This is a genomic window from Microbacterium meiriae (assembly GCF_040686935.1).
GTDB lineage: Bacteria > Actinomycetota > Actinomycetes > Actinomycetales > Microbacteriaceae > Microbacterium > Microbacterium meiriae.
Window position 1 is genome coordinate 490,066 of record NZ_JBFBMF010000001.1, and the last position, 16,814, is coordinate 506,879.

The following is a 16,814-nucleotide window of genomic DNA, read 5'->3' on the forward strand; positions in this document are numbered from 1 at the left end:
CACGCATCCGCGCCGCTGGCAGACTGGGGTCATGCTTCCCACTCTCCCGCTGCCGCACCCGTTCGCGTCGAGGAGCGGGGACGCCGTGCTCCGGAGAGCGAGCGAGGCCGACGCCGACGCCGTCATCGCGCTGCTCGCCGACGACCCGATCAGCGCCGCCCGCGGCGACGTGGCCTCCGACGAGGACCGTCCGGCGTACGAGCGCGGCCTCCGCGAGATCCTGGCCGATCCCTCCAACGACCTCCTCGTGGTCGAGCTCGACGGCGCGGTGGTCGGCACCCTCCAGCTCACGTCGATCCCGGGCATGGCACGCCGCGGCGCCCGGCGGCTGCTCGTCGAGGCGGTCCGGGTGCGCAGCGACCTCCGCTCGTCCGGCATCGGCTCCGCGGTCATGCGGTGGGTCGGCGATGCCGCGGCGCCCGCCCTCGGCGCGGCCATGGTGCAGCTCACCTCTGACGCCGCCCGCACCGACGCACACCGGTTCTACGAGCGCCTCGGCTACGTGGGCTCGCACCGCGGCTTCAAGTACACGGTCCGGCACGACTGATCCCCAGGCGCATTCCTGCGCCACCCGCCCGACACCGACCGTTCACCCGCGCCGCTCCCCGCGGCTACCTCGGACTCATAGTGTCCTCTCGCAACCCGACACCGGCGTGCAACGCCGGACACCGAGAGGACACTCATGGCACGCTCCATCCGCCGCGCACGCATCGGCGCCGGCATCGCCCTGGCCACCACGGCCGTCATCGCACTGACCTCCTGCGCCTCGGCGACCGACGCCCCGGCCGCCGGCGATGACGCCGTGGACGCGGCGAGCGCGACGTCGGTCCAGGACTTCGGCTCGTTCGCCGACCTCGAGGCCGCCGCGAAGGAGGAGGGTCAGCTCAACGTCATCGCCCTCCCGCGCGACTGGGCGAACTACGGCGAGATCCTCGACCTCTTCGCCGATAAGTACCCCGAGATCACCATCAACGAGGCGTCGCCCGACGTCTCCAGCGCCGAGGAGATCCAGGCCGCCGAGACGAACAAGGGCCTCGACACCGCCCCCGACGTCTTCGACCTCGGCCTCACCGTCGCTCTGCAGAACACCGACGCCTTCGCTCCTTATAAGGTCCAGACCTGGGACGACATCCCCGACGAGCTGAAGGAGCCCACCGGCCTCTTCGTCGGCGACTACGGCGGGTATATGTCGATCGGCTACGACTCCTCGAAGTTCGAGGCGCCGGCTGAGCTGTCCGACCTGCTCTCCGCCGACTACAAGGGTGCCGTGGCCATCAACGGCGACCCGACGCAGGCCGGCGCCGCCTTCGCCGCCGTGGGCCTGGCGACGGTGCAGTCGGACGGCACGCTCGACGACTTCCAGCCGGGCATCGACTTCTTCGCCGACCTGCAGAAGGCCGGGAACCTGCTCAAGGTCGACGTCACGACCGCGACCGTCGCCAGCGGCGAGACCCCGGTCGTCTTCGACTGGGACTACCTGAACGCCGCGCACACGGCCGACAACCCGAATTGGAAAGTCGAGGTCTTCGACGGCACCGGCTACGCGGGCTACTACAACCAGGCCATCAACGTCGACGCGCCGAACCCGGCGGCCGCGCGTCTGTGGCAGGAATTCCTCTACAGCGACGAGGTGCAGAACCTGTGGCTGAAGGGCGGCGCCCGTCCGGTGCGCATGGAGGCGATGACCGAAGCGGGCACGATCGACGAGAAGCTGGCGGCGGCTCTCCCGGAGGCTCCGGAGGAGACCGTCGTGCCCACCGAGGAGCAGTCCGAGAACGCCGGCACGCTGCTCGGCGAGAAGTGGGCAGCGGCGGTCCAGTGACCTCTCTCGTCGCACCGGGGGTGGATGCCGCGGCGTCCGCCCCCGTCACCGCCGCCGGACCCGCGTCGCACGCGCGGGCCCGGCGGTCTGCGCCGTCCCCAGCGTGGCTGGGGCTCGTGCCCTTCGCCGCCTACGTGCTGCTGTTCCTCGCCCTGCCCACCGTGCTCGCGATCGGCTCCGGGTTCTTCGACGGCGACGGCTCTTTCATCTGGACGAACGTCGCCGCCCTCGGCGACCCCGTCGTGCTCACGACCTTCGCGAACTCGGCGGGGCTGTCCCTGCTCACCGCGGCGGTCGGCGCCACCGTCGGCGCCCTGGTCTCCTATGCGTTGCTCGGCATGAACCCGGACGGCGTCGTGCGGCGATCCGTGGACGCGGCCGCCGGGGTCCTCGCGCAGTTCGGCGGCGTCATGCTCGCGTTCGCCTTCATCGCCATGATCGGCATCCAGGGCGTGGTCACCGTCTTCCTCCGCGACACGTTCGGCATCGATATCTTCGCCGAGGGCACCTGGCTGTACGAGCTGCCCGGCCTCATCCTCCCGTACATCTACTTCCAGGTGCCGCTCATGGTCATCACCTTCCTCCCCGCCCTCGCCGCCTTGAAGCCGCAGTGGGTCGAGGCGAACCTCACCCTCGGGGGCAGCAGGGCGAGCTTCTGGCTGCGGATCGGCCTCCCGGTGCTGGCGCCGTCGTTCCTCGCGAGCCTGTTGCTGCTCTTCGCGAACGCGTTCTCCTCCTACGCCACGGCCGCGGCGCTCGCGAGTCAGGGCTCGCAGATCGTCCCGCTGCAGATCCGCACGGCGCTCACGAGCGAGACCCTGCTCGGCCGGGAGAATCTCGCGGGCGCTCTCGCCCTCGGCATGATCGTCGTGGTCGGCGTAGTGATGGCGCTGTACTCGGTCATCCAGCGACGCGCCGCGCGGTGGCAGGCATGAACGGCCTCGCCCCGTCCCGCGCGACCCGTGCGGTGATCGGCATCGTGGTCGGCGCGTTCTTCGCTGTGCCTCTCGTGTCGACGTTCCTCTTCACGCTGCGCGGCACGGACGGCCTCTCCTTCGCGCACTGGGCCGCCCTCTTCGACCCCGCGGCGTCGGCGACCCTCAAGCCCATCTGGACGGGGCTCGGCAACTCGCTGATCCTCGCAGTGGTGACCGTGGCGATCGTGCTGTTCCTCCTTGCCCCCACGATGATCCTCGTGAACCTGCGCTTCCCCAGACTGAAGGCGGCCTTCGAGTTCGTCGCGCTCCTCCCGATCTCGATCCCCGCGATCGTCCTCGTGGTGGGCCTCGCGCCGATCTACCTGCAGATCGGTCGCACCGTCGGCACCGGCACCTGGACCCTCGCCTTCGCCTACGGCGTCACTGTCCTTCCCTTCGCGTTCCGCTCGATCCAGGCGTCCATCGATGCCGCCGATCTGCGCACGCTGTCCGAGGCAGCACGCTCGCTCGGGGCGGGGTGGCCGACGGTCGTGCTCCGCGTCCTCGCGCCGAACCTCCGACAGGGGCTGCTCGCCGCCGCGCTGATCTCCATCGCGGTGGTCCTCGGGGAGTTCACGATCGCGTCCCTGCTCAACCGGCAGGTCTTCCAGACGGCGATGGTCGTGGTGCAGAAGCAGGACCCGTTCGCGCCCGCGATCTTCACGCTGCTCGCCCTGCTGTTCGTCTTCCTCCTGCTCCTGCTCATCGGCCGCGTCGCCCGCGGTCCGCGAAAGGCCCGCTCATGACCCTCGATCACGCGCTCCCGCGCACCAAGGACAACCTGCTGCTCGCCCAGGCCGGCGAGGGCACGCGGGTCGAGCTGCACGGCATCGTGAAGAGCTACGGCGGCACAAGGGTGCTGCACGGCGTCGACCTCGACATCGCTCCCGGGGAGTTCGTCTCGCTGCTCGGCCCGTCCGGTTGCGGGAAGACCACCCTGCTCCGCGTGCTCGCCGGACTCGAGGGCGCCGACGAGGGGACCGTCCTCCTCGGCGGCGGAGATGTCTCGCGGGTGCCGACCAACCGGCGCGACATCGGGATGGTGTTCCAGTCGTACTCGCTGTTCCCGCACCTCCGCGTCGTCGACAACACGGCCTTCGGGCTCCGTCGTCGGGGCGTCGGCAAGGCCGAGGCGGTGCGGCGTGCCCTCGATGCGCTCGCCCTCGTGGGTCTGGCCGACCTGGCCGACCGGTTCCCGCATCAGCTCTCCGGCGGACAGCAGCAGCGGGTGGCCCTGGCTCGCGCTCTCGTCACGGAGCCTCGGGTGCTGCTGCTCGACGAGCCGCTGTCGGCCCTCGACGCGAAGGTGCGCGTGCAGCTCCGTGACGAGATCCGCCGTATCCAGCTGCGCCTGGGCACCACGACCGTGTTCGTCACGCACGATCAGGAGGAGGCCCTCGCGGTGTCCGACCGGATCGCGGTCATGAACGCGGGTCGCATCGAGCAGATCGGCTCCCCGGAGGAGCTGTACACGACCCCTGCGACCGCCGAGGTCGCCGCATTCGTGGGGCTCTCCAGCGTCGTGTCCGGGGTCGCGGACGGCGAGCACGTCGTCGTGTGGGGGCAGCGTCTCCCGTTGCAGACCCCCGCCGACGGCCCCGTCGACGTGTACCTCCGTCCGGAGAACGTCCGCTTCACCTCCGCGGAGGACGCCGCCACCGATGCGCTCGTGGAGGAGAGCACGTTCCTCGGCAGCATGCGGCGGACCCTCGTGCGCACGGAGTCGGGTGAGCTCGTCCGCGTGCAGCACGATCCCGCCGTGCACCCGTCGTTCGGCGACCGCGTCCGGATCGCGGTGACTCCTGCCCCGGTGGTCGCGCGTCCGCGCGGCTGACCCGAGGAGAGAACTACAGGACGCGGGAGAGGAAGTCCTTCGTGCGCTGGTGCTGCGGATTCGCCAGCACCTCGCGGGGGTCGCCCTCCTCGACGATCTGTCCGCCGTCCATGAAGATCAGCCGCGAGCCGACCTCGCGCGCGAAGCCCATCTCATGCGTGACGACGAGCATCGTCATGCCCTCGTCGGCCAGCGACCGCATCACCTGCAGCACCTCGCCGACGAGCTCGGGGTCGAGGGCCGACGTGGGCTCGTCGAACAGCATCATGTCGGGGTTCATGCACAGCGCCCGCGCGATGGCCACCCGCTGCTGCTGTCCGCCGGACAGGTGCCCGGGGTACGCGTCGGCCTTCTCCGCGAGCCCGACGCGCTCGAGCATGGCGCGGGCCACCTTCTCCGCTTCGGCCTTCGAGCGTTTCTTGACCCGCTGCTGCGCGATCGTCAGGTTGCCGAGCACGCTGAGGTGCGGGAACAGGTTGAAGCTCTGGAACACCATCCCGATGCGGGTGCGCACGCGGTCGATGTCGATGTCGGGATCGGTGATGTCGATGCCCTCGATGAGCACCTTGCCACCCGTGGGCTCCTCCAGGAGGTTCACGGAGCGGAGCAACGTCGACTTGCCCGACCCGGACGGGCCGATCACGCAGACGACCTCGCCGGCGAGCACCGTCAGGTCGATGCCCTTGAGCACCTCGTTGTCGCCGAAGCTCTTGTGCAGGTCCTGGATCGCGATCGCGGGGGCCTGCACGTCGATCAGGTCGGTGCTCATCGTGTCCTCGCCATCCGACGCTCCAGCCACGCGCTGAAACGCGTGAGCGGGATCGTCACGATCAGGTAGAGGATCGCCGCCATGATCAGCGGCGTTCCGTTGGCGTTCTGCGTGCTGGCGTCACGGGCGAAGGTCGTGAGTTCCTTCGACCAGATGAACGTGCCGACGACGAACAGCAGCGAGGTGTCCTTCAGCAGCAGCACGAACTCGTTCGTCAGCGGCGGGATGATGATGCGGAAGCCCTGCGGCACGACGATCCAGAAGGTCGTCTTCATGGGCGACATGCCGAGTGATCGCGCGGCCTCGGTCTGCCCCTTCGGCACCGCCTGGAGTCCCGCGCGGATGGTTTCGGCCATGTACGCCGACGCCACGAGCACGAGACCGATCAGGCCGAGCACCACGGGACCGCCGAGCTCCTGCGCCCGCACACCGAGCGCGATCGGCACGATGAAGCCGATGGCGAAGATCGTGAGCAGGGCGGGGAGTCCGCGGAACAGCTCGATCCAGACCGTCGCGATCCACCGGAACGGACCGATCTCGGACAGCTTCATCAGCGCGAGGATCACGCCGAGGAGAAGGCCGCCGGCGAACGCCACCGCCGTGAACCACAGCGTGTTGACGAGCGCGGTCGTGATGATCCCCGGCAGCATCTTGGCTGCGACCTCGGGGTTGAAGAAGAGCTGCCCGAGCCGGGACCAGTCGGTGCTGAACGCGACCCAGACGGCGATCGCGATCAGCACCGCATAGACGGTGTACCGGTAGAGCTTCTGCTTGGTGGTGCGCCTCAACGCCATTGTCAAGGTCCTCCCGACCTCCGTGTTCCCCGGCTCAGTTCGCCGTGAAGTACTGGTCGTAGATCTTCTGGTACTCGCCGTTGTCCCTCAGGTCCTTGAGCGCACCGTTCACGGCGTCGAGGAGCTCGTCCTTCTCGCCCTTCGCGAACGCGAAGCCGTAGGACTCGTCGGTCTCGTAGGTCTCGACGATCTCGTACGCGGAGTCGGCCTTCTCGTGCTCGAGGTTGACGGGCTGGTCCTGCAGGATCGCGTCGATCTGCCCCGCCTGGATGGCCGGCCACAGCTCGCCGTCCGAAGGGTACTGGACGAGCTGCGCGCCCTTCGCGTTCTCGGTCGCGTACGCCTCACCCGTCGTACCCTGCTGCACGCCGACGTTCTTGCCGTCGAGGTCGTCGATGGACTCGATGCCGGAATCGGTGCGCACGAGGAGCGACTGCAGCGAGTCGTAGTACGGGTCCGAGAAGTCGATGTTGGCCTTGCGCTCGTCGGTGATCGTCATGGCCGAGGCGCCGACGTCGCAGGTACCGGCGGCGAGGGTCGTGCCGGACTGCAGCGCGTCGAAGCCCACATCCTGCACCGAGAGCTCGAGGTCGAGCTGCTCGGCGATCGCGCCGAGCAGGTCGATGTCGAAGCCGGTGTACTCGCCGTCGTCGCCCTCGAACTCGAACGGCGGGTAGGGGATGTCGGAGCAGACGGTGAGCATGCCCGCCTCGACGAGGCCGTACTCGTCGCCGGCGGCAGGCTCGCCACTGCTGCCCGCGTCGGAGGAGCCGGTGGCGCATCCGGCGAGCGCGAGGGTGGCGGTGGCCGCGATCGCGAGGCCGGCGAAGAGGTTACGACGGGACATGTCGGCTCCTGAGAGTCGGGGGGCGGGTGAGCCCACGGACGGGTAGGAGTTCATCTAAACATGCGGCTCGTCGCGTGACCAATGACATCCGCCTGCGCCGCATCACGTTTGTGTTTCGGTGCCGCGGGGACGAGTCTCGACGCTCAGAGCTCGGCGTCGACCGCCACCCGGCCGGAGACGACCGAGCGGATGTACCCGGCGACCTCCTCGTGCGCGGGGTGCACCTGATACTGCTCGAGGTCCGCGACGGAGTCGAAGTCGGCGACCAGGGTGACGTCCCAGTTGGCGTCGGGGTACACGTCGTTCGCGCCGGCCCAGATGCTGCGCAACTGCGGTACGACGCCGTCGAGGGCGTTCAGACGCCGGGCGACCTCAGCCGCCTGAGCCTTCCGCTCCCCTGCGTCCTCCGCGGCCAGCTTCCAGGTCACGACATGGCGGATGGTCATCGCAGCTCCTTCTGGTCGGCGCGGGCCTCCGCGTCGACGGCTTCTTCCAGCGCCTCGCGCAGTCGGTCGGGGGACACGCGCCAGTGCGCGTGCAGTCGCCCGTCGATGAGGACGACCGGGATCTTCTCCCACCACTGCTCGTACAGGGCGGGGTCGTCCTGGATCGACGCCTCGACGATCTGGATGCGCTCCGCGGCGGCGTCCGGCAGCTCGGCGACGACCGCGTCGACGACCTCGGAGGCCACCGCGCACAGATGGCAGTCGGGCTTGCCGATGAGGGTCAGCGTCGTCACGACGACGGGACCTCGACCTCGCGTCCCTGCGCGATCCACTCGCCGGTGCCGCCCTCGACGTTGGTGGCGTCGTAGCCGCGGGCCTCGAGCGCTTCGACCACACGGGCCGAGCGGCCGCCGGCCTGGCAGATCACGTCGAACGACTCCGCGGGAAGCTCGTCCAGGCGGTTGCCGATCTCGGACATCGGGATGTTCACGGCGCCGGGGACGTGGCCCGCCTGGTACTCGTTCACCTCCCGGACATCGATGAGGGGCGTGCCGGAGCGCTCGGCGAGTTCGGCGACGGTGATCGACTTCATGACATCCTCTCGGCGGTGCGGAACGGCGCGCAGAGACACAAAGCGCCCGTCCGAAGACAGGCGCTCGGTGTCTGGCCGCTTACTTCTTGTTGCGGCGCTGGTGGCGAGTCTTGCGAAGCAGCTTGCGGTGCTTCTTCTTCGCCATGCGCTTGCGGCGCTTCTTGATGACAGAACCCACGGAAACCTCACTAAGTCAGGGGCTGGGTGTCGCCGGAATCGGACACCCGGGTACGAGCACGAAAAATGCCTCGGATCATCCTAGCAAACTCAGGAGGGTGCCCCGCGCCCTCCGTCAGCCGGCGTCGGCGATGGGCCGCTGCAGGGCCTCCGCGACGGCGGACTCCGGCACGCGGTAGCTCCGTCCGAACCGGATGGCGGGAAGGTCACCGGCGTGCACGAGCCGGTACACGGTCATCTTGGACACGCGCATGAGCTCGGCGACTTCGGCCACCGTCAGGAATCGGACGTCTGGAACCTCGGGCATCCCACGTACCCCTTTCTCGATGAGCACACTCTATGGGGTCGCTGGGACGCGTGTAAACCCGCGTGACTGCTGTGATCAGTGAGATATCGGCATGGTCGCGAACGCCCGGACCGGGAACGTGCCGAACCCGCGGATCGCCGGAGGGGCCGCGGTGAACCGCGCCCCGCGCGCGGGGAGGCGGTCAAGAGCGGTGAGGTGCTCGACGACGTGCACGCCCGCTGCGAGGAGGATGCTGTGCGCGGGCCGCTCCCCGCCGCTCTCCGTGTCGTCGATGTTGAGCGCGTCGATGCCGACGAGGCGCACCCCGGCGTCGACGAGGAATCGTGCGGCGTCCTCGGTGAGGAAGGGTGCGCCCGTGCCGTAGTCGGGGGTGCCGAACAGGCGGCTCCAGCCGGTGTCCAGGAGAACCGCGCTGCCGCGGAGCTCACGATCGGCGAGCGTCGCCGCCCTGATGCCCCGCCGCTCCGGCGTCCAGGCGTCGCGGAGGTGGAAGACCTCGGCGGGGAGATCCACGAGGGTCTCCAGGTCGAGCGCCGCCAGGTCCGCCCCGTCCGCATAGCGGTGGAACGGGGAGTCGAGGTACGTCCCGGTGTTGCCGATCATCGTGATCACGTCCATCGCGAACTCCGTCCCCGGCGCGTAGCGCTCGCGAGAGGCCGCGCGGGTGAGGTGCGGGGTGATGCTCGGCGCGGGCAGCCCGGGATACGTGACCATGCCCTCGGCGATCGGGTGGCTCAGGTCGACGACTCGGTCGGCGCGATCTGCAGGAGCCGGTGCCACGACGCCACGACTGCCTCGGTGCGGCTCGGAGACGATCCGCAGGTCGCGGAGCTCGACCCTGCCCACGAGCGTCAGGCCGAGGTGTGACACGAGCAGGCTCGAGACCTCCTCGGCCGTCATGTCCTTCCTCGGCAGATCGAGGCGGAACCCCTGCCCCTGCAGGCCGCCGCCGTTGGCGAAGGTGATCGCGAAGTCGAAGTGCGCGCGGTACTCGTCCGTCATGTGCCCATCCTGCCCGACGGGCTCCTCCGGAACGATGCGTGACCCGCCCTGCCCCACCGGCCCGCCGACGTCCAGCCCGCGCATAGCCCGCATTGCCCGATCGCTCAGACAGCCCTGCCAGTGTCGAGTGCAGGACCCGTGCCGGCACCTGCCGAGTCCGCGCGGATCTGGGGTCCGCACACCGCCCCCGACGGCATCCCCCCTGCCGTCGGGGGCGGTTCTCCGTCCGGGCGGGGCGTCGAGTCAGGCGCCGAGGCGCTTCAGCGCGTTGGCGACCACGTGCTTGGCGGATGCCGCTGCACGCCCGACCACCTCGGCCGCGTGTGCAGCACCGTCGGGGATCGGAGCGCCCGGGTATGCGATGTCCGGCGCGGTGTCGCCGAACGCGTCGACGAGGAACGGGACCAGCCAGTCGTCGACGGCCTCGAGCGGCGCGACGGACAGGCTGTAGAAACGGCGCTGGCCGTCTTCGCGGACGGTCACCAGCTCGGCGTCCCGGAGCACCTTGAGGTGCTTGGAGACCGTGGGCTGGCTGATGCCGAGGTCGGCGACGATCTGGCTCACGCTCGTGCCGGACTCGCCTTCGGACGTGCGGCGGAGCAGGAGCTGGAGGATGTCGCGCCTCGTACCGTCTGCGATCACGTCGAAGATGTCCGTCATGTGATCAGGGTAGTGCGCCCCGGCACGGAGTACCATGACGAAGGCTCGGCGAGAGGCGCCGTGCTGCCGCCGGGGAACGGACGGCGCAGAAGAAGGGGGCAGCGATGTCGGGCATCGTTTCGGCGTCGTCTCCTCGCACCGGTCTCCCCGGAGCCGCCGGCCGGGTGAAGCACCTCATCACCTCGTCGCCCTCCCGGTTCGCGATCGCCGTCTTCGCGCTGCTGATCCTCGTGTTCACGGTGCTGTTCTCGCTGCCGATCGCCTCCGCCAGCGGCACGGTGACACCGCTCAGCGATGCGCTCTTCACCGCCGTCTCCACGATCTGCGTGACGGGCCTCGCGACCGTCGACATGGCCAACCACTGGTCGCCCTTCGGACACGTCGTCGTGTTCATCGGCGTCAACATCGGCGCCCTCGGCGTGCTGACCCTCGCCTCCCTCATGGGGATGCTCATCTCGAAGCGCCTCGGGCTGCGCGCGAAGCTCATGGCGGCGGGCGACACGAACCCGCTTCGGGCGCACGGCGGCGTGGTCAACGAGAGCCAGACCGTGCGTCTGGGCGAGGTGGGCCAGCTGCTCACCACGGTCGCCCTCTCCGCCCTCTTCATCGAAGCGGCCCTCGCCGCCCTCCTCTATCCCGCACTGGTGATGGCGGGGGTGGACCCGATCGCCGCGCTCTGGGAGGCCCCGTACTTCTCGGCCATGGCGTTCACGAATACCGGCTTCGCACCGAACGACGGCGGGGTGGCCGTCTTCGCCGACGACTACCTCGTGCTGTCGCTGCTCATGGTCGGCGTGTTCCTCGGGAGCATCGGCTTCCCGGTGATCTATACGCTCGCGAAGCACGTCTGGCACGTCAAGCGCTGGTCGCTGCACTCGAAGCTGACCATCGTCACCACCGTGCTGCTGTTCATCCTCGGCGCGGCCGCCTTCCTGATCCTCGAGTACAACAACCCGAAGACCTTCGGTTCGATGGACGCCGCCGACACGACCTTCCAGGCGTTCTTCCTCTCCGCGATGACCCGCTCCGGCGGCTTCAACGTCATCGAGATGGACGACCTCAACGGCTCGTCGCTGCTCGCCGCCAGCATGCTCATGTTCGTCGGCGGCGGGTCCGCGTCGACGGCGGGCGGCATCAAGGTGACCACGCTCGCGGTCCTCGCGATCGCCGTCTGGTCCGAAGCGAAGGGCCGCCAGTCCGTCGAGGCGTTCGGCCGCCGGATCCCCAGCGACGTGCAGCGCGTCGCCCTCAGCGTCGTCGCCTGGGGTGCCACGATCGTCGCCCTGTCGACCATCGTGATCGCGCAGATCACCAAGGCCGACATCAGCCACGTGCTCTTCGACGTCATCTCCGCATTCGGCACCGTCGGGCTCTCCACCGGCCTCACCGGGGAGCTGCCGGATTCCGCCTCGTACGTCATGGCCGCGACGATCTTCATGGGCCGCGTTGGTACAGTGACTCTCGCTGCGGCAGTCGCCGCGACATCGCGCACGCAGTACTACTCACTGCCCGTGGAAAGGCCGATCGTTGGTTGAAGTCCTTCGGGGGGACGCTCCCGTCCTCGTCATCGGTCTCGGCCGGTTCGGCGCCGCCTGCGCCGGCGAACTCGACCGCCTCGACCGCGAGGTGCTCGCGATCGACGACAACCTCGAGCTCGTGCAGAAGTGGTCGGACCGCGTCACGCACACCGTGCAGGCCGATGCCCGCAACATCGACGCGCTCCGTCAGATCGGCGCCCAGGACTTCCAGGTCGCGGTCGTCGCCGTCGGCTCCTCGATCGAGGCGTCGGTGCTCATCACGGCCAACCTCGTCGACCTCAAGGTGCCGCAGATCTGGGCGAAGGCGGTCTCCCAGTCGCACGGCAAGATCCTCGCCCGGGTGGGCGCCAACCACGTCATCTACCCCGAGCGCGAGGCTGGCGAGCGCGTCGCGCACCTCGTGAGCGGGCGCATGCTCGACTTCATCCGCTTCGACGACGACTTCGTCCTGGCCAAGATGTACCCGCCGAAGTTCATCCGCGGCGTCGGCCTGAACGAATCCGGCGTGCGCTCGAAGTACAAGGTCACGGTCGTCGGCGTGAAGAGCCCTGGCAAGCCGTTCCGGTACGCCGAGGCCAACACGATCGTGACCAACCACGACCTCATCATCGTCTCCGGGACGAACAGCGACATCGAGCGCTTCGCCGCCCTCGACCGCTGAACGGGTCCTCCCCACGGCGGATGCGCCCGCCACGGCCGCCGTGGTGGGATGGGGGCATGAGCGATCACGCCCCCGCACCGCCCGTCCTCGCCCTCCGCGGGCTCCGCAAGCAGTTCGGGCAGAAGGTCGCCGTCGACGCGCTGTCCCTGGACGTCCCCGCAGGTTCGATGCTGGGGCTGCTCGGCCCGAACGGTGCGGGCAAGACGACGACGCTCGCCATGACCACGGGGCTCCTGCGTCCGGACGCCGGGACGGCCTGGGTGCTCGGCGCCGACGTCTGGCAGGACCCTGCCGCCGCGAAGGCGCGGATGGGCGTGCTCCCCGACGGCATCCGGATGCTCGACCGCCTCACCGGCGCCGAGCTGCTGCGGTACACCGGCCTGCTGCGCGGGATGCCGGAGGCGGAGGTCGTCTCCCGCTCCGGTGAGCTCCTCGACGCGCTCGGCCTGACGGAGGCCCGCGACACGCTCGTCGTCGACTACTCGGCCGGCATGAAGAAGAAGATCGGCCTGGCCTGCGCGCTCATCCACGCGCCCCGGCTGCTGATCCTCGACGAACCGCTCGAGGCGGTGGACCCGGTCTCCGGGCAGACGATCAGGCAGATCCTCCGCTCCTTCGTGGACGGCGGCGGCACGGTCGTCCTCTCCAGCCACGTCATGGAGCTCGTCGAGTCGCTGTGCGACCGCGTCGCCATCGTCGCCGAGGGCCGCCTGCTGGCCCACGGTGCGCTCGACGAGGTGCGCGCCGGGCTCACGCTGCAGGAGCGCTTCCTCACCCTCGTGGGCGCGCACGACCTCGGAACGGAGACGCTCGCGTGGTTGCGCTCCTCGTAGGCCTGCGGCTGCGACAGCTCGGACATCAGCTCAGGCGCAACCCCTGGATGATCGTGACCCTCGCGATTGTGGGTCTCATCGCGCTGAGCATGCTCGGGCTGCTCACCGTCGGGCTGATCGCCCTGCGGGTGGGAGCTCCCGACGCCGCCGTGACGGCGATGGTCCTCACCGGTGCCATCGTCGTGCTCGGGTGGTGGGTCGGGTCGATCCTCGTCAGTGCGGACAACTCCCTCGCGCCCGAGCGCTTCGCCCTGCTCCCGGTGACCGCCCGCACCCTCCTCCCCGGACTGGTCGTGGCGGGGACGACGACGATCGGCGGCATCGGCACCGCGCTGGCCCTGCTGTTGATGCTCGTGGGGTGGTCGGTCAGCGTTCCGGCGCTCCTCGTCGCGATGCTCATGATCCCGGTGGCCCTGGCGACGTGCGTGCTCGGCGCCCGCGTCGTCAGCGGTCTGCTCGCGGGGTGGCTCGCCCGTCGGCGGACGCGCGACCTCGTCCTCACCCTCGGCGTCGTGCTGCTGGCCTCCTCCGGCCTCCTCCTGAACATCGGGCTGCAGGCGCTGTCGACCGTGCGCGACGTCGGCGGCGCCTTCACGACGGTCGCCGAGATCGCCGCGTGGACGCCGGTGGCGGCCGTCTTCGGGGTCCCGGCCGCCGTGGCCCAGGGCGACGTGCTCACCGCTCTCCTGCGACTGCTCGTCGCCGCCGGCACCCTCGTCGTCTTCTGGGTCGCCGCGCGACGGATGCTCGATGCCCGCCTGGTCGCGCCGCTGCAGTCGAGCGGCGGCGGACGCGTGCGCTCGGGCGGCCTGCTCGACCGCCTGCTCCCCGCGGGCCCCGTCGGTGCCATCGCGGGACGGACGCTCCGTTACTTCCGCCGCGATCCGCGTCAGGTCGTCAACATCGTGATGCTCCTGCTGCTCCCGGCGATCTTCCTCGGACTCGCGCTCATGAACGGACTGCAGCAGGACAGTGCCGGCTTCGCGCCCGCGATCACCCTCATTCCGGCGATCAACGCCCTCCTCGCCGGGAGCATCGTGCAGATGGCGATCGCCTACGACAACGACGCCGTCGCGCTGCACATCCTCACCGGTGTGAGCGGCGCGGCCGACCGCGTCGGACGCCTGCTGGGGTTCGCGATGATCGCGGTGCCGATCACGGTCCTCCTCTGCGTCGCGAGCTGCCTGCTGGCGGGCCGTCCGGATCTGCTCCCCGGCAGCCTGGGGGCCGCTCTCGGACTCATGGCGGTGTCGGCGGGAGCGGGGTCCTGGGTGGGTACGTTCCTGCCAGGACGGGCTCCGGCTCCCGAGGCCAACCCGTTCGGGCGCGGCTCCTCCGGTGGGGCGCAGTCCTTCCTGGCGATGCTCATCATGTCGCCGATCACGCTGCTGCTCGGCGGCCCCGCCCTCGGTTTCGCGATCGCGTCGATCTGGATCCCGCCCCTGGGGTGGGCGAGCCTCGCGTCCGCCGTCGTCCTCGGCGGCGCTGCGCTGTGGGGCGGCACGGTGCTCGGCGGTCGCGTCCTGCAACGGCGCTGGCCCGAGGTGCTCACCGAGGTCGCCAGCGACGCCTAGCCGCACGACACCTCGCCCACAACAGGCACTCGCGCGGGCTCAGGCCACAGGAGCATTCACCGCCTGAACTCGCGTGGTCGCCTGCCTTCGCGGGGTGGAAGCGCGCGGGATCAGGCGCCGGCGGCGAGCTCCTTCGCGCGAGCGAGGGCGGCGGCAGCAGCGGCGGCGAAGGTGTCGGACAGGTGCGCGTCCTGGAGCACGGCGACCGCGCGCTCCGTCGTCCCCTTCGGGCTCGTCACCCGGCGGCGGAGCTCCGCGGGGTCCTCCCCCGTCGAGTCCAGCAGCGCGGTCGCGCCGATGAAGGTCTGCTCGGCCAGCAGACGGGCGTCCGCGTCGGCGAAGCCCATCCCCCGCGCAGCTGCGGTGAACTGTTCGATGAGGAGGAAGACGTACGCGGGACCGGAGCCGGAGATCGTCGAGAGCGCATCGATCTGCGACTCGGGGACCTCCACCACCGCGCCCACCGTCTCGAACAGACGACGCACGAGCGCGAGGTCGTCGGGGGTCGCCGCGGCGCCGGCCGCGAGCCCGGTGACCCCCTTGCGGATCGTCGACGGGGTGTTCGGCATGGAGCGGATGACGCGGGCCTCCGGGCCGAGGACATCCGCGAAGGTCTGCAGCGTGACACCCGCGGCGAGGCTCACCACGACGGTCTCCGCGGCCAGGTGCGGCGCGATCTCGCGGAGGAGGTCGGGGACCATCGCCGGCTTCACCCCGACCAGGACCACCCGCGCGCCGGCCACGGCCTCGGCGTTGCCCTCCGGCTGCTCGGACAGCGCGATGCTCGTGACGCCGTCGAGACCCCCGAACGCCGCCGCCTTCTCCGGCGTGCGGTTCGTGGCCGTGATCCCTCCCTGCACGGGGACGCCCGAGGCGAGCACGCCGCGGAGGATCGCTCCCCCCATCGATCCGGCACCGAGGAACGCGAGGGACGGGAGCGCATCAGCCATGTCGTCATCCTACGGCGGGCGCTCCTGTGGCGGCCGGGCTGCCGTCCTAGACTCGTCGCATGAGTGCATCCGGAGGCAGCAAGGCCATCGTCGCGGCGTTCCTGGCGAACCTGGGCATCGCCCTCGCGAAGTTCCTCGCGTGGGCTCTCTCCGGCTCGGCATCGATGCTCGCGGAGGCGATCCACTCCGTCGCCGACTCCGGCAACCAGCTGCTGCTGATGCTCGGCGGGCGCAAGGCGAAGCGCCATGCGGACCGTTCGCACCCGTTCGGCTACGGCCGCGAGCGCTACGTCTACGCATTCGTCGTCTCGATCATCCTCTTCTCCGTCGGCGGGCTCTTCGCGATCTACGAGGGCGTGGACAAGCTGACCCATCCGCATGAGATCGATCAGACCTGGTGGTGGCTCCCCCTCGTCGTGCTGTTCATCGCGATCGGCCTGGAGTCGTTCTCGCTCCGCACCGCCGTGCGCGAGAGCAACGTCGTGCGCGAGAAGGGGCAGTCGTGGTTCTCCTTCGTGCGACGGTCCAAGGCGCCGGAGCTCCCCGTCGTCCTTCTCGAAGACGTGGGGGCCCTCACCGGACTCACCTTCGCCCTGCTCGGCGTCGGTCTCACGCTCCTCACCGGCAACCCCGTCTTCGACGCCCTCGGCACCGTGATGATCGGCGTCCTGCTCGTGCTCATCGCGATCGTGCTGGGCGTGGAGACCAAGAGTCTGCTCGTCGGCGAGGGAGCGACCCCCGCCGACTACGACCGGATCGTGGACGCGATCAACGACGGCCCGGAGATCGAGAAGATCATCCACATGAAGACCCTCTACCTGGGGCCCGACGAGCTGATGGTCGCCGCGAAGGTCGCACTCAGCGCCGACAAGCCGTTGCGCGAGGTCGCCGACGACATCGACGAGATCGAGGCCCGCATCCGGGCCGCCGTGCCGGTCGCCCGGGTCGTCTACATCGAGCCGGACGTCTACCGTCCCGCGATCGATCCGGAACCCTCGACCGACGTCTTCGTCCTCAAGTCCTCGGACTGA

General features: G+C 69.9%; 21 protein-coding genes. 10 read left to right on the forward strand and 11 right to left on the reverse strand.

What is annotated here, in order from left to right; genetic code table 11:
- Positions 1 to 31: 31 nt before the first annotated feature.
- The 5 genes from AB0P08_RS02335 to AB0P08_RS02355 all read left to right on the forward strand — a co-directional run bounded on the left by AB0P08_RS02335 (position 32) and on the right by AB0P08_RS02355 (position 4,633).
- Positions 32 to 547 carry a GNAT family N-acetyltransferase gene (locus tag AB0P08_RS02335; RefSeq protein WP_363587891.1) on the forward strand — a complete coding sequence of 172 codons (516 nt, stop codon included), beginning with the start codon at positions 32 to 34 and terminating at the stop codon, positions 545 to 547.
- Between the two features lie 135 nt (positions 548 to 682).
- Positions 683 to 1,822, forward strand: a complete 1,140-nt coding sequence (locus AB0P08_RS02340; protein WP_363587893.1) for an ABC transporter substrate-binding protein — start codon at positions 683 to 685, stop codon at positions 1,820 to 1,822.
- Positions 1,819 to 2,757 (forward strand): ABC transporter permease, encoded by a 939-nt coding sequence (locus AB0P08_RS02345; RefSeq protein ID WP_522727289.1) that lies wholly within the window; start codon positions 1,819 to 1,821, stop codon positions 2,755 to 2,757. Before AB0P08_RS02340 ends, AB0P08_RS02345 begins: the two co-directional genes overlap by 4 nt.
- Positions 2,754 to 3,545, forward strand: coding sequence for an ABC transporter permease (locus AB0P08_RS02350; RefSeq protein WP_336501787.1), 792 nt, complete (start codon positions 2,754 to 2,756; stop codon positions 3,543 to 3,545). The genes AB0P08_RS02345 and AB0P08_RS02350 overlap by 4 nt, the downstream gene beginning before the upstream one ends.
- Entirely contained in the window at positions 3,542 to 4,633 is a 1,092-nt protein-coding gene (locus tag AB0P08_RS02355) for an ABC transporter ATP-binding protein (RefSeq protein WP_363587895.1), read from the forward strand. The genes AB0P08_RS02350 and AB0P08_RS02355 overlap by 4 nt, the downstream gene beginning before the upstream one ends.
- Before the next feature lie 13 nt (positions 4,634 to 4,646).
- On the opposite strand, the gene AB0P08_RS02360 is transcribed toward AB0P08_RS02355, so the two are convergent.
- The 10 genes from AB0P08_RS02360 to AB0P08_RS02405 all read right to left on the reverse strand — a co-directional run bounded on the left by AB0P08_RS02360 (position 4,647) and on the right by AB0P08_RS02405 (position 10,227).
- Entirely contained in the window at positions 4,647 to 5,402 is a 756-nt protein-coding gene (locus AB0P08_RS02360) for an amino acid ABC transporter ATP-binding protein (RefSeq protein ID WP_187663319.1), read from the reverse strand.
- Positions 5,399 to 6,196: an amino acid ABC transporter permease gene (locus AB0P08_RS02365; RefSeq protein WP_187663318.1), complete on the reverse strand. Its 798-nt coding sequence runs from the start codon at positions 6,194 to 6,196 to the stop codon at positions 5,399 to 5,401. The genes AB0P08_RS02360 and AB0P08_RS02365 overlap by 4 nt, the downstream gene beginning before the upstream one ends.
- A 34-nt stretch (positions 6,197 to 6,230) precedes the next feature.
- Positions 6,231 to 7,043, reverse strand: a complete 813-nt coding sequence (locus AB0P08_RS02370) for a basic amino acid ABC transporter substrate-binding protein (RefSeq protein WP_363587897.1) — start codon at positions 7,041 to 7,043, stop codon at positions 6,231 to 6,233.
- A gap of 143 nt (positions 7,044 to 7,186) precedes the next feature.
- Entirely contained in the window at positions 7,187 to 7,489 is a 303-nt protein-coding gene (locus AB0P08_RS02375) for a Dabb family protein (RefSeq protein ID WP_363587899.1), read from the reverse strand.
- Complete coding sequence (locus AB0P08_RS02380; protein WP_025104461.1) at positions 7,486 to 7,782, reverse strand: glutaredoxin family protein; 297 nt, start codon at positions 7,780 to 7,782, stop codon at positions 7,486 to 7,488. The genes AB0P08_RS02375 and AB0P08_RS02380 overlap by 4 nt, the downstream gene beginning before the upstream one ends.
- On the reverse strand, positions 7,779 to 8,081 hold the full coding sequence (locus tag AB0P08_RS02385; RefSeq protein ID WP_363587901.1) for a rhodanese-like domain-containing protein: 303 nt from the start codon (positions 8,079 to 8,081) through the stop codon (positions 7,779 to 7,781). The genes AB0P08_RS02380 and AB0P08_RS02385 overlap by 4 nt, the downstream gene beginning before the upstream one ends.
- A gap of 79 nt (positions 8,082 to 8,160) precedes the next feature.
- Entirely contained in the window at positions 8,161 to 8,259 is a 99-nt protein-coding gene (locus AB0P08_RS02390) for a 30S ribosomal protein bS22 (RefSeq protein ID WP_003792170.1), read from the reverse strand.
- Positions 8,260 to 8,373: 114 nt separating this feature from the next.
- Positions 8,374 to 8,565, reverse strand: a complete 192-nt coding sequence (locus tag AB0P08_RS02395; protein ID WP_025104463.1) for a helix-turn-helix domain-containing protein — start codon at positions 8,563 to 8,565, stop codon at positions 8,374 to 8,376.
- Between the two features lie 75 nt (positions 8,566 to 8,640).
- Positions 8,641 to 9,567, reverse strand: a complete 927-nt coding sequence (locus AB0P08_RS02400; RefSeq protein ID WP_363587903.1) for a cyclase family protein — start codon at positions 9,565 to 9,567, stop codon at positions 8,641 to 8,643.
- 243 nt (positions 9,568 to 9,810) lie between these two features.
- Positions 9,811 to 10,227 carry an ArsR/SmtB family transcription factor gene (locus AB0P08_RS02405; protein WP_187663313.1) on the reverse strand — a complete coding sequence of 139 codons (417 nt, stop codon included), beginning with the start codon at positions 10,225 to 10,227 and terminating at the stop codon, positions 9,811 to 9,813.
- Positions 10,228 to 10,331: 104 nt separating this feature from the next.
- On the opposite strand from AB0P08_RS02405, the gene AB0P08_RS02410 reads away from it, so the two are divergent.
- From AB0P08_RS02410 to AB0P08_RS02425, 4 genes are read left to right on the forward strand one after another with little or no spacing between them, the layout of a single operon-like run.
- Positions 10,332 to 11,762, forward strand: coding sequence for a TrkH family potassium uptake protein (locus AB0P08_RS02410; protein ID WP_187663312.1), 1,431 nt, complete (start codon positions 10,332 to 10,334; stop codon positions 11,760 to 11,762).
- Complete coding sequence (locus AB0P08_RS02415; protein WP_025104470.1) at positions 11,755 to 12,426, forward strand: potassium channel family protein; 672 nt, start codon at positions 11,755 to 11,757, stop codon at positions 12,424 to 12,426. Before AB0P08_RS02410 ends, AB0P08_RS02415 begins: the two co-directional genes overlap by 8 nt.
- A 56-nt stretch (positions 12,427 to 12,482) precedes the next feature.
- The gene (locus tag AB0P08_RS02420) at positions 12,483 to 13,259 is read left to right on the forward strand and encodes an ABC transporter ATP-binding protein (protein WP_280567205.1); all 777 of its coding nucleotides are present in this window, start codon (positions 12,483 to 12,485) and stop codon (positions 13,257 to 13,259) included.
- A 47-nt stretch (positions 13,260 to 13,306) separates the two neighbouring features.
- Positions 13,307 to 14,833, forward strand: coding sequence for a hypothetical protein (locus AB0P08_RS02425; protein ID WP_363588608.1), 1,527 nt, complete (start codon positions 13,307 to 13,309; stop codon positions 14,831 to 14,833).
- A 110-nt stretch (positions 14,834 to 14,943) separates the two neighbouring features.
- Here AB0P08_RS02425 and proC read toward each other — a convergent pair whose 3' ends face one another.
- Positions 14,944 to 15,783 carry a pyrroline-5-carboxylate reductase gene (gene proC / locus AB0P08_RS02430; RefSeq protein ID WP_363587905.1) on the reverse strand — a complete coding sequence of 280 codons (840 nt, stop codon included), beginning with the start codon at positions 15,781 to 15,783 and terminating at the stop codon, positions 14,944 to 14,946.
- A gap of 59 nt (positions 15,784 to 15,842) precedes the next feature.
- Here proC and AB0P08_RS02435 point away from each other — a divergent pair, with 59 nt between their 5' ends.
- Positions 15,843 to 16,814, forward strand: coding sequence for a cation diffusion facilitator family transporter (locus AB0P08_RS02435; RefSeq protein ID WP_363587907.1), 972 nt, complete (start codon positions 15,843 to 15,845; stop codon positions 16,812 to 16,814).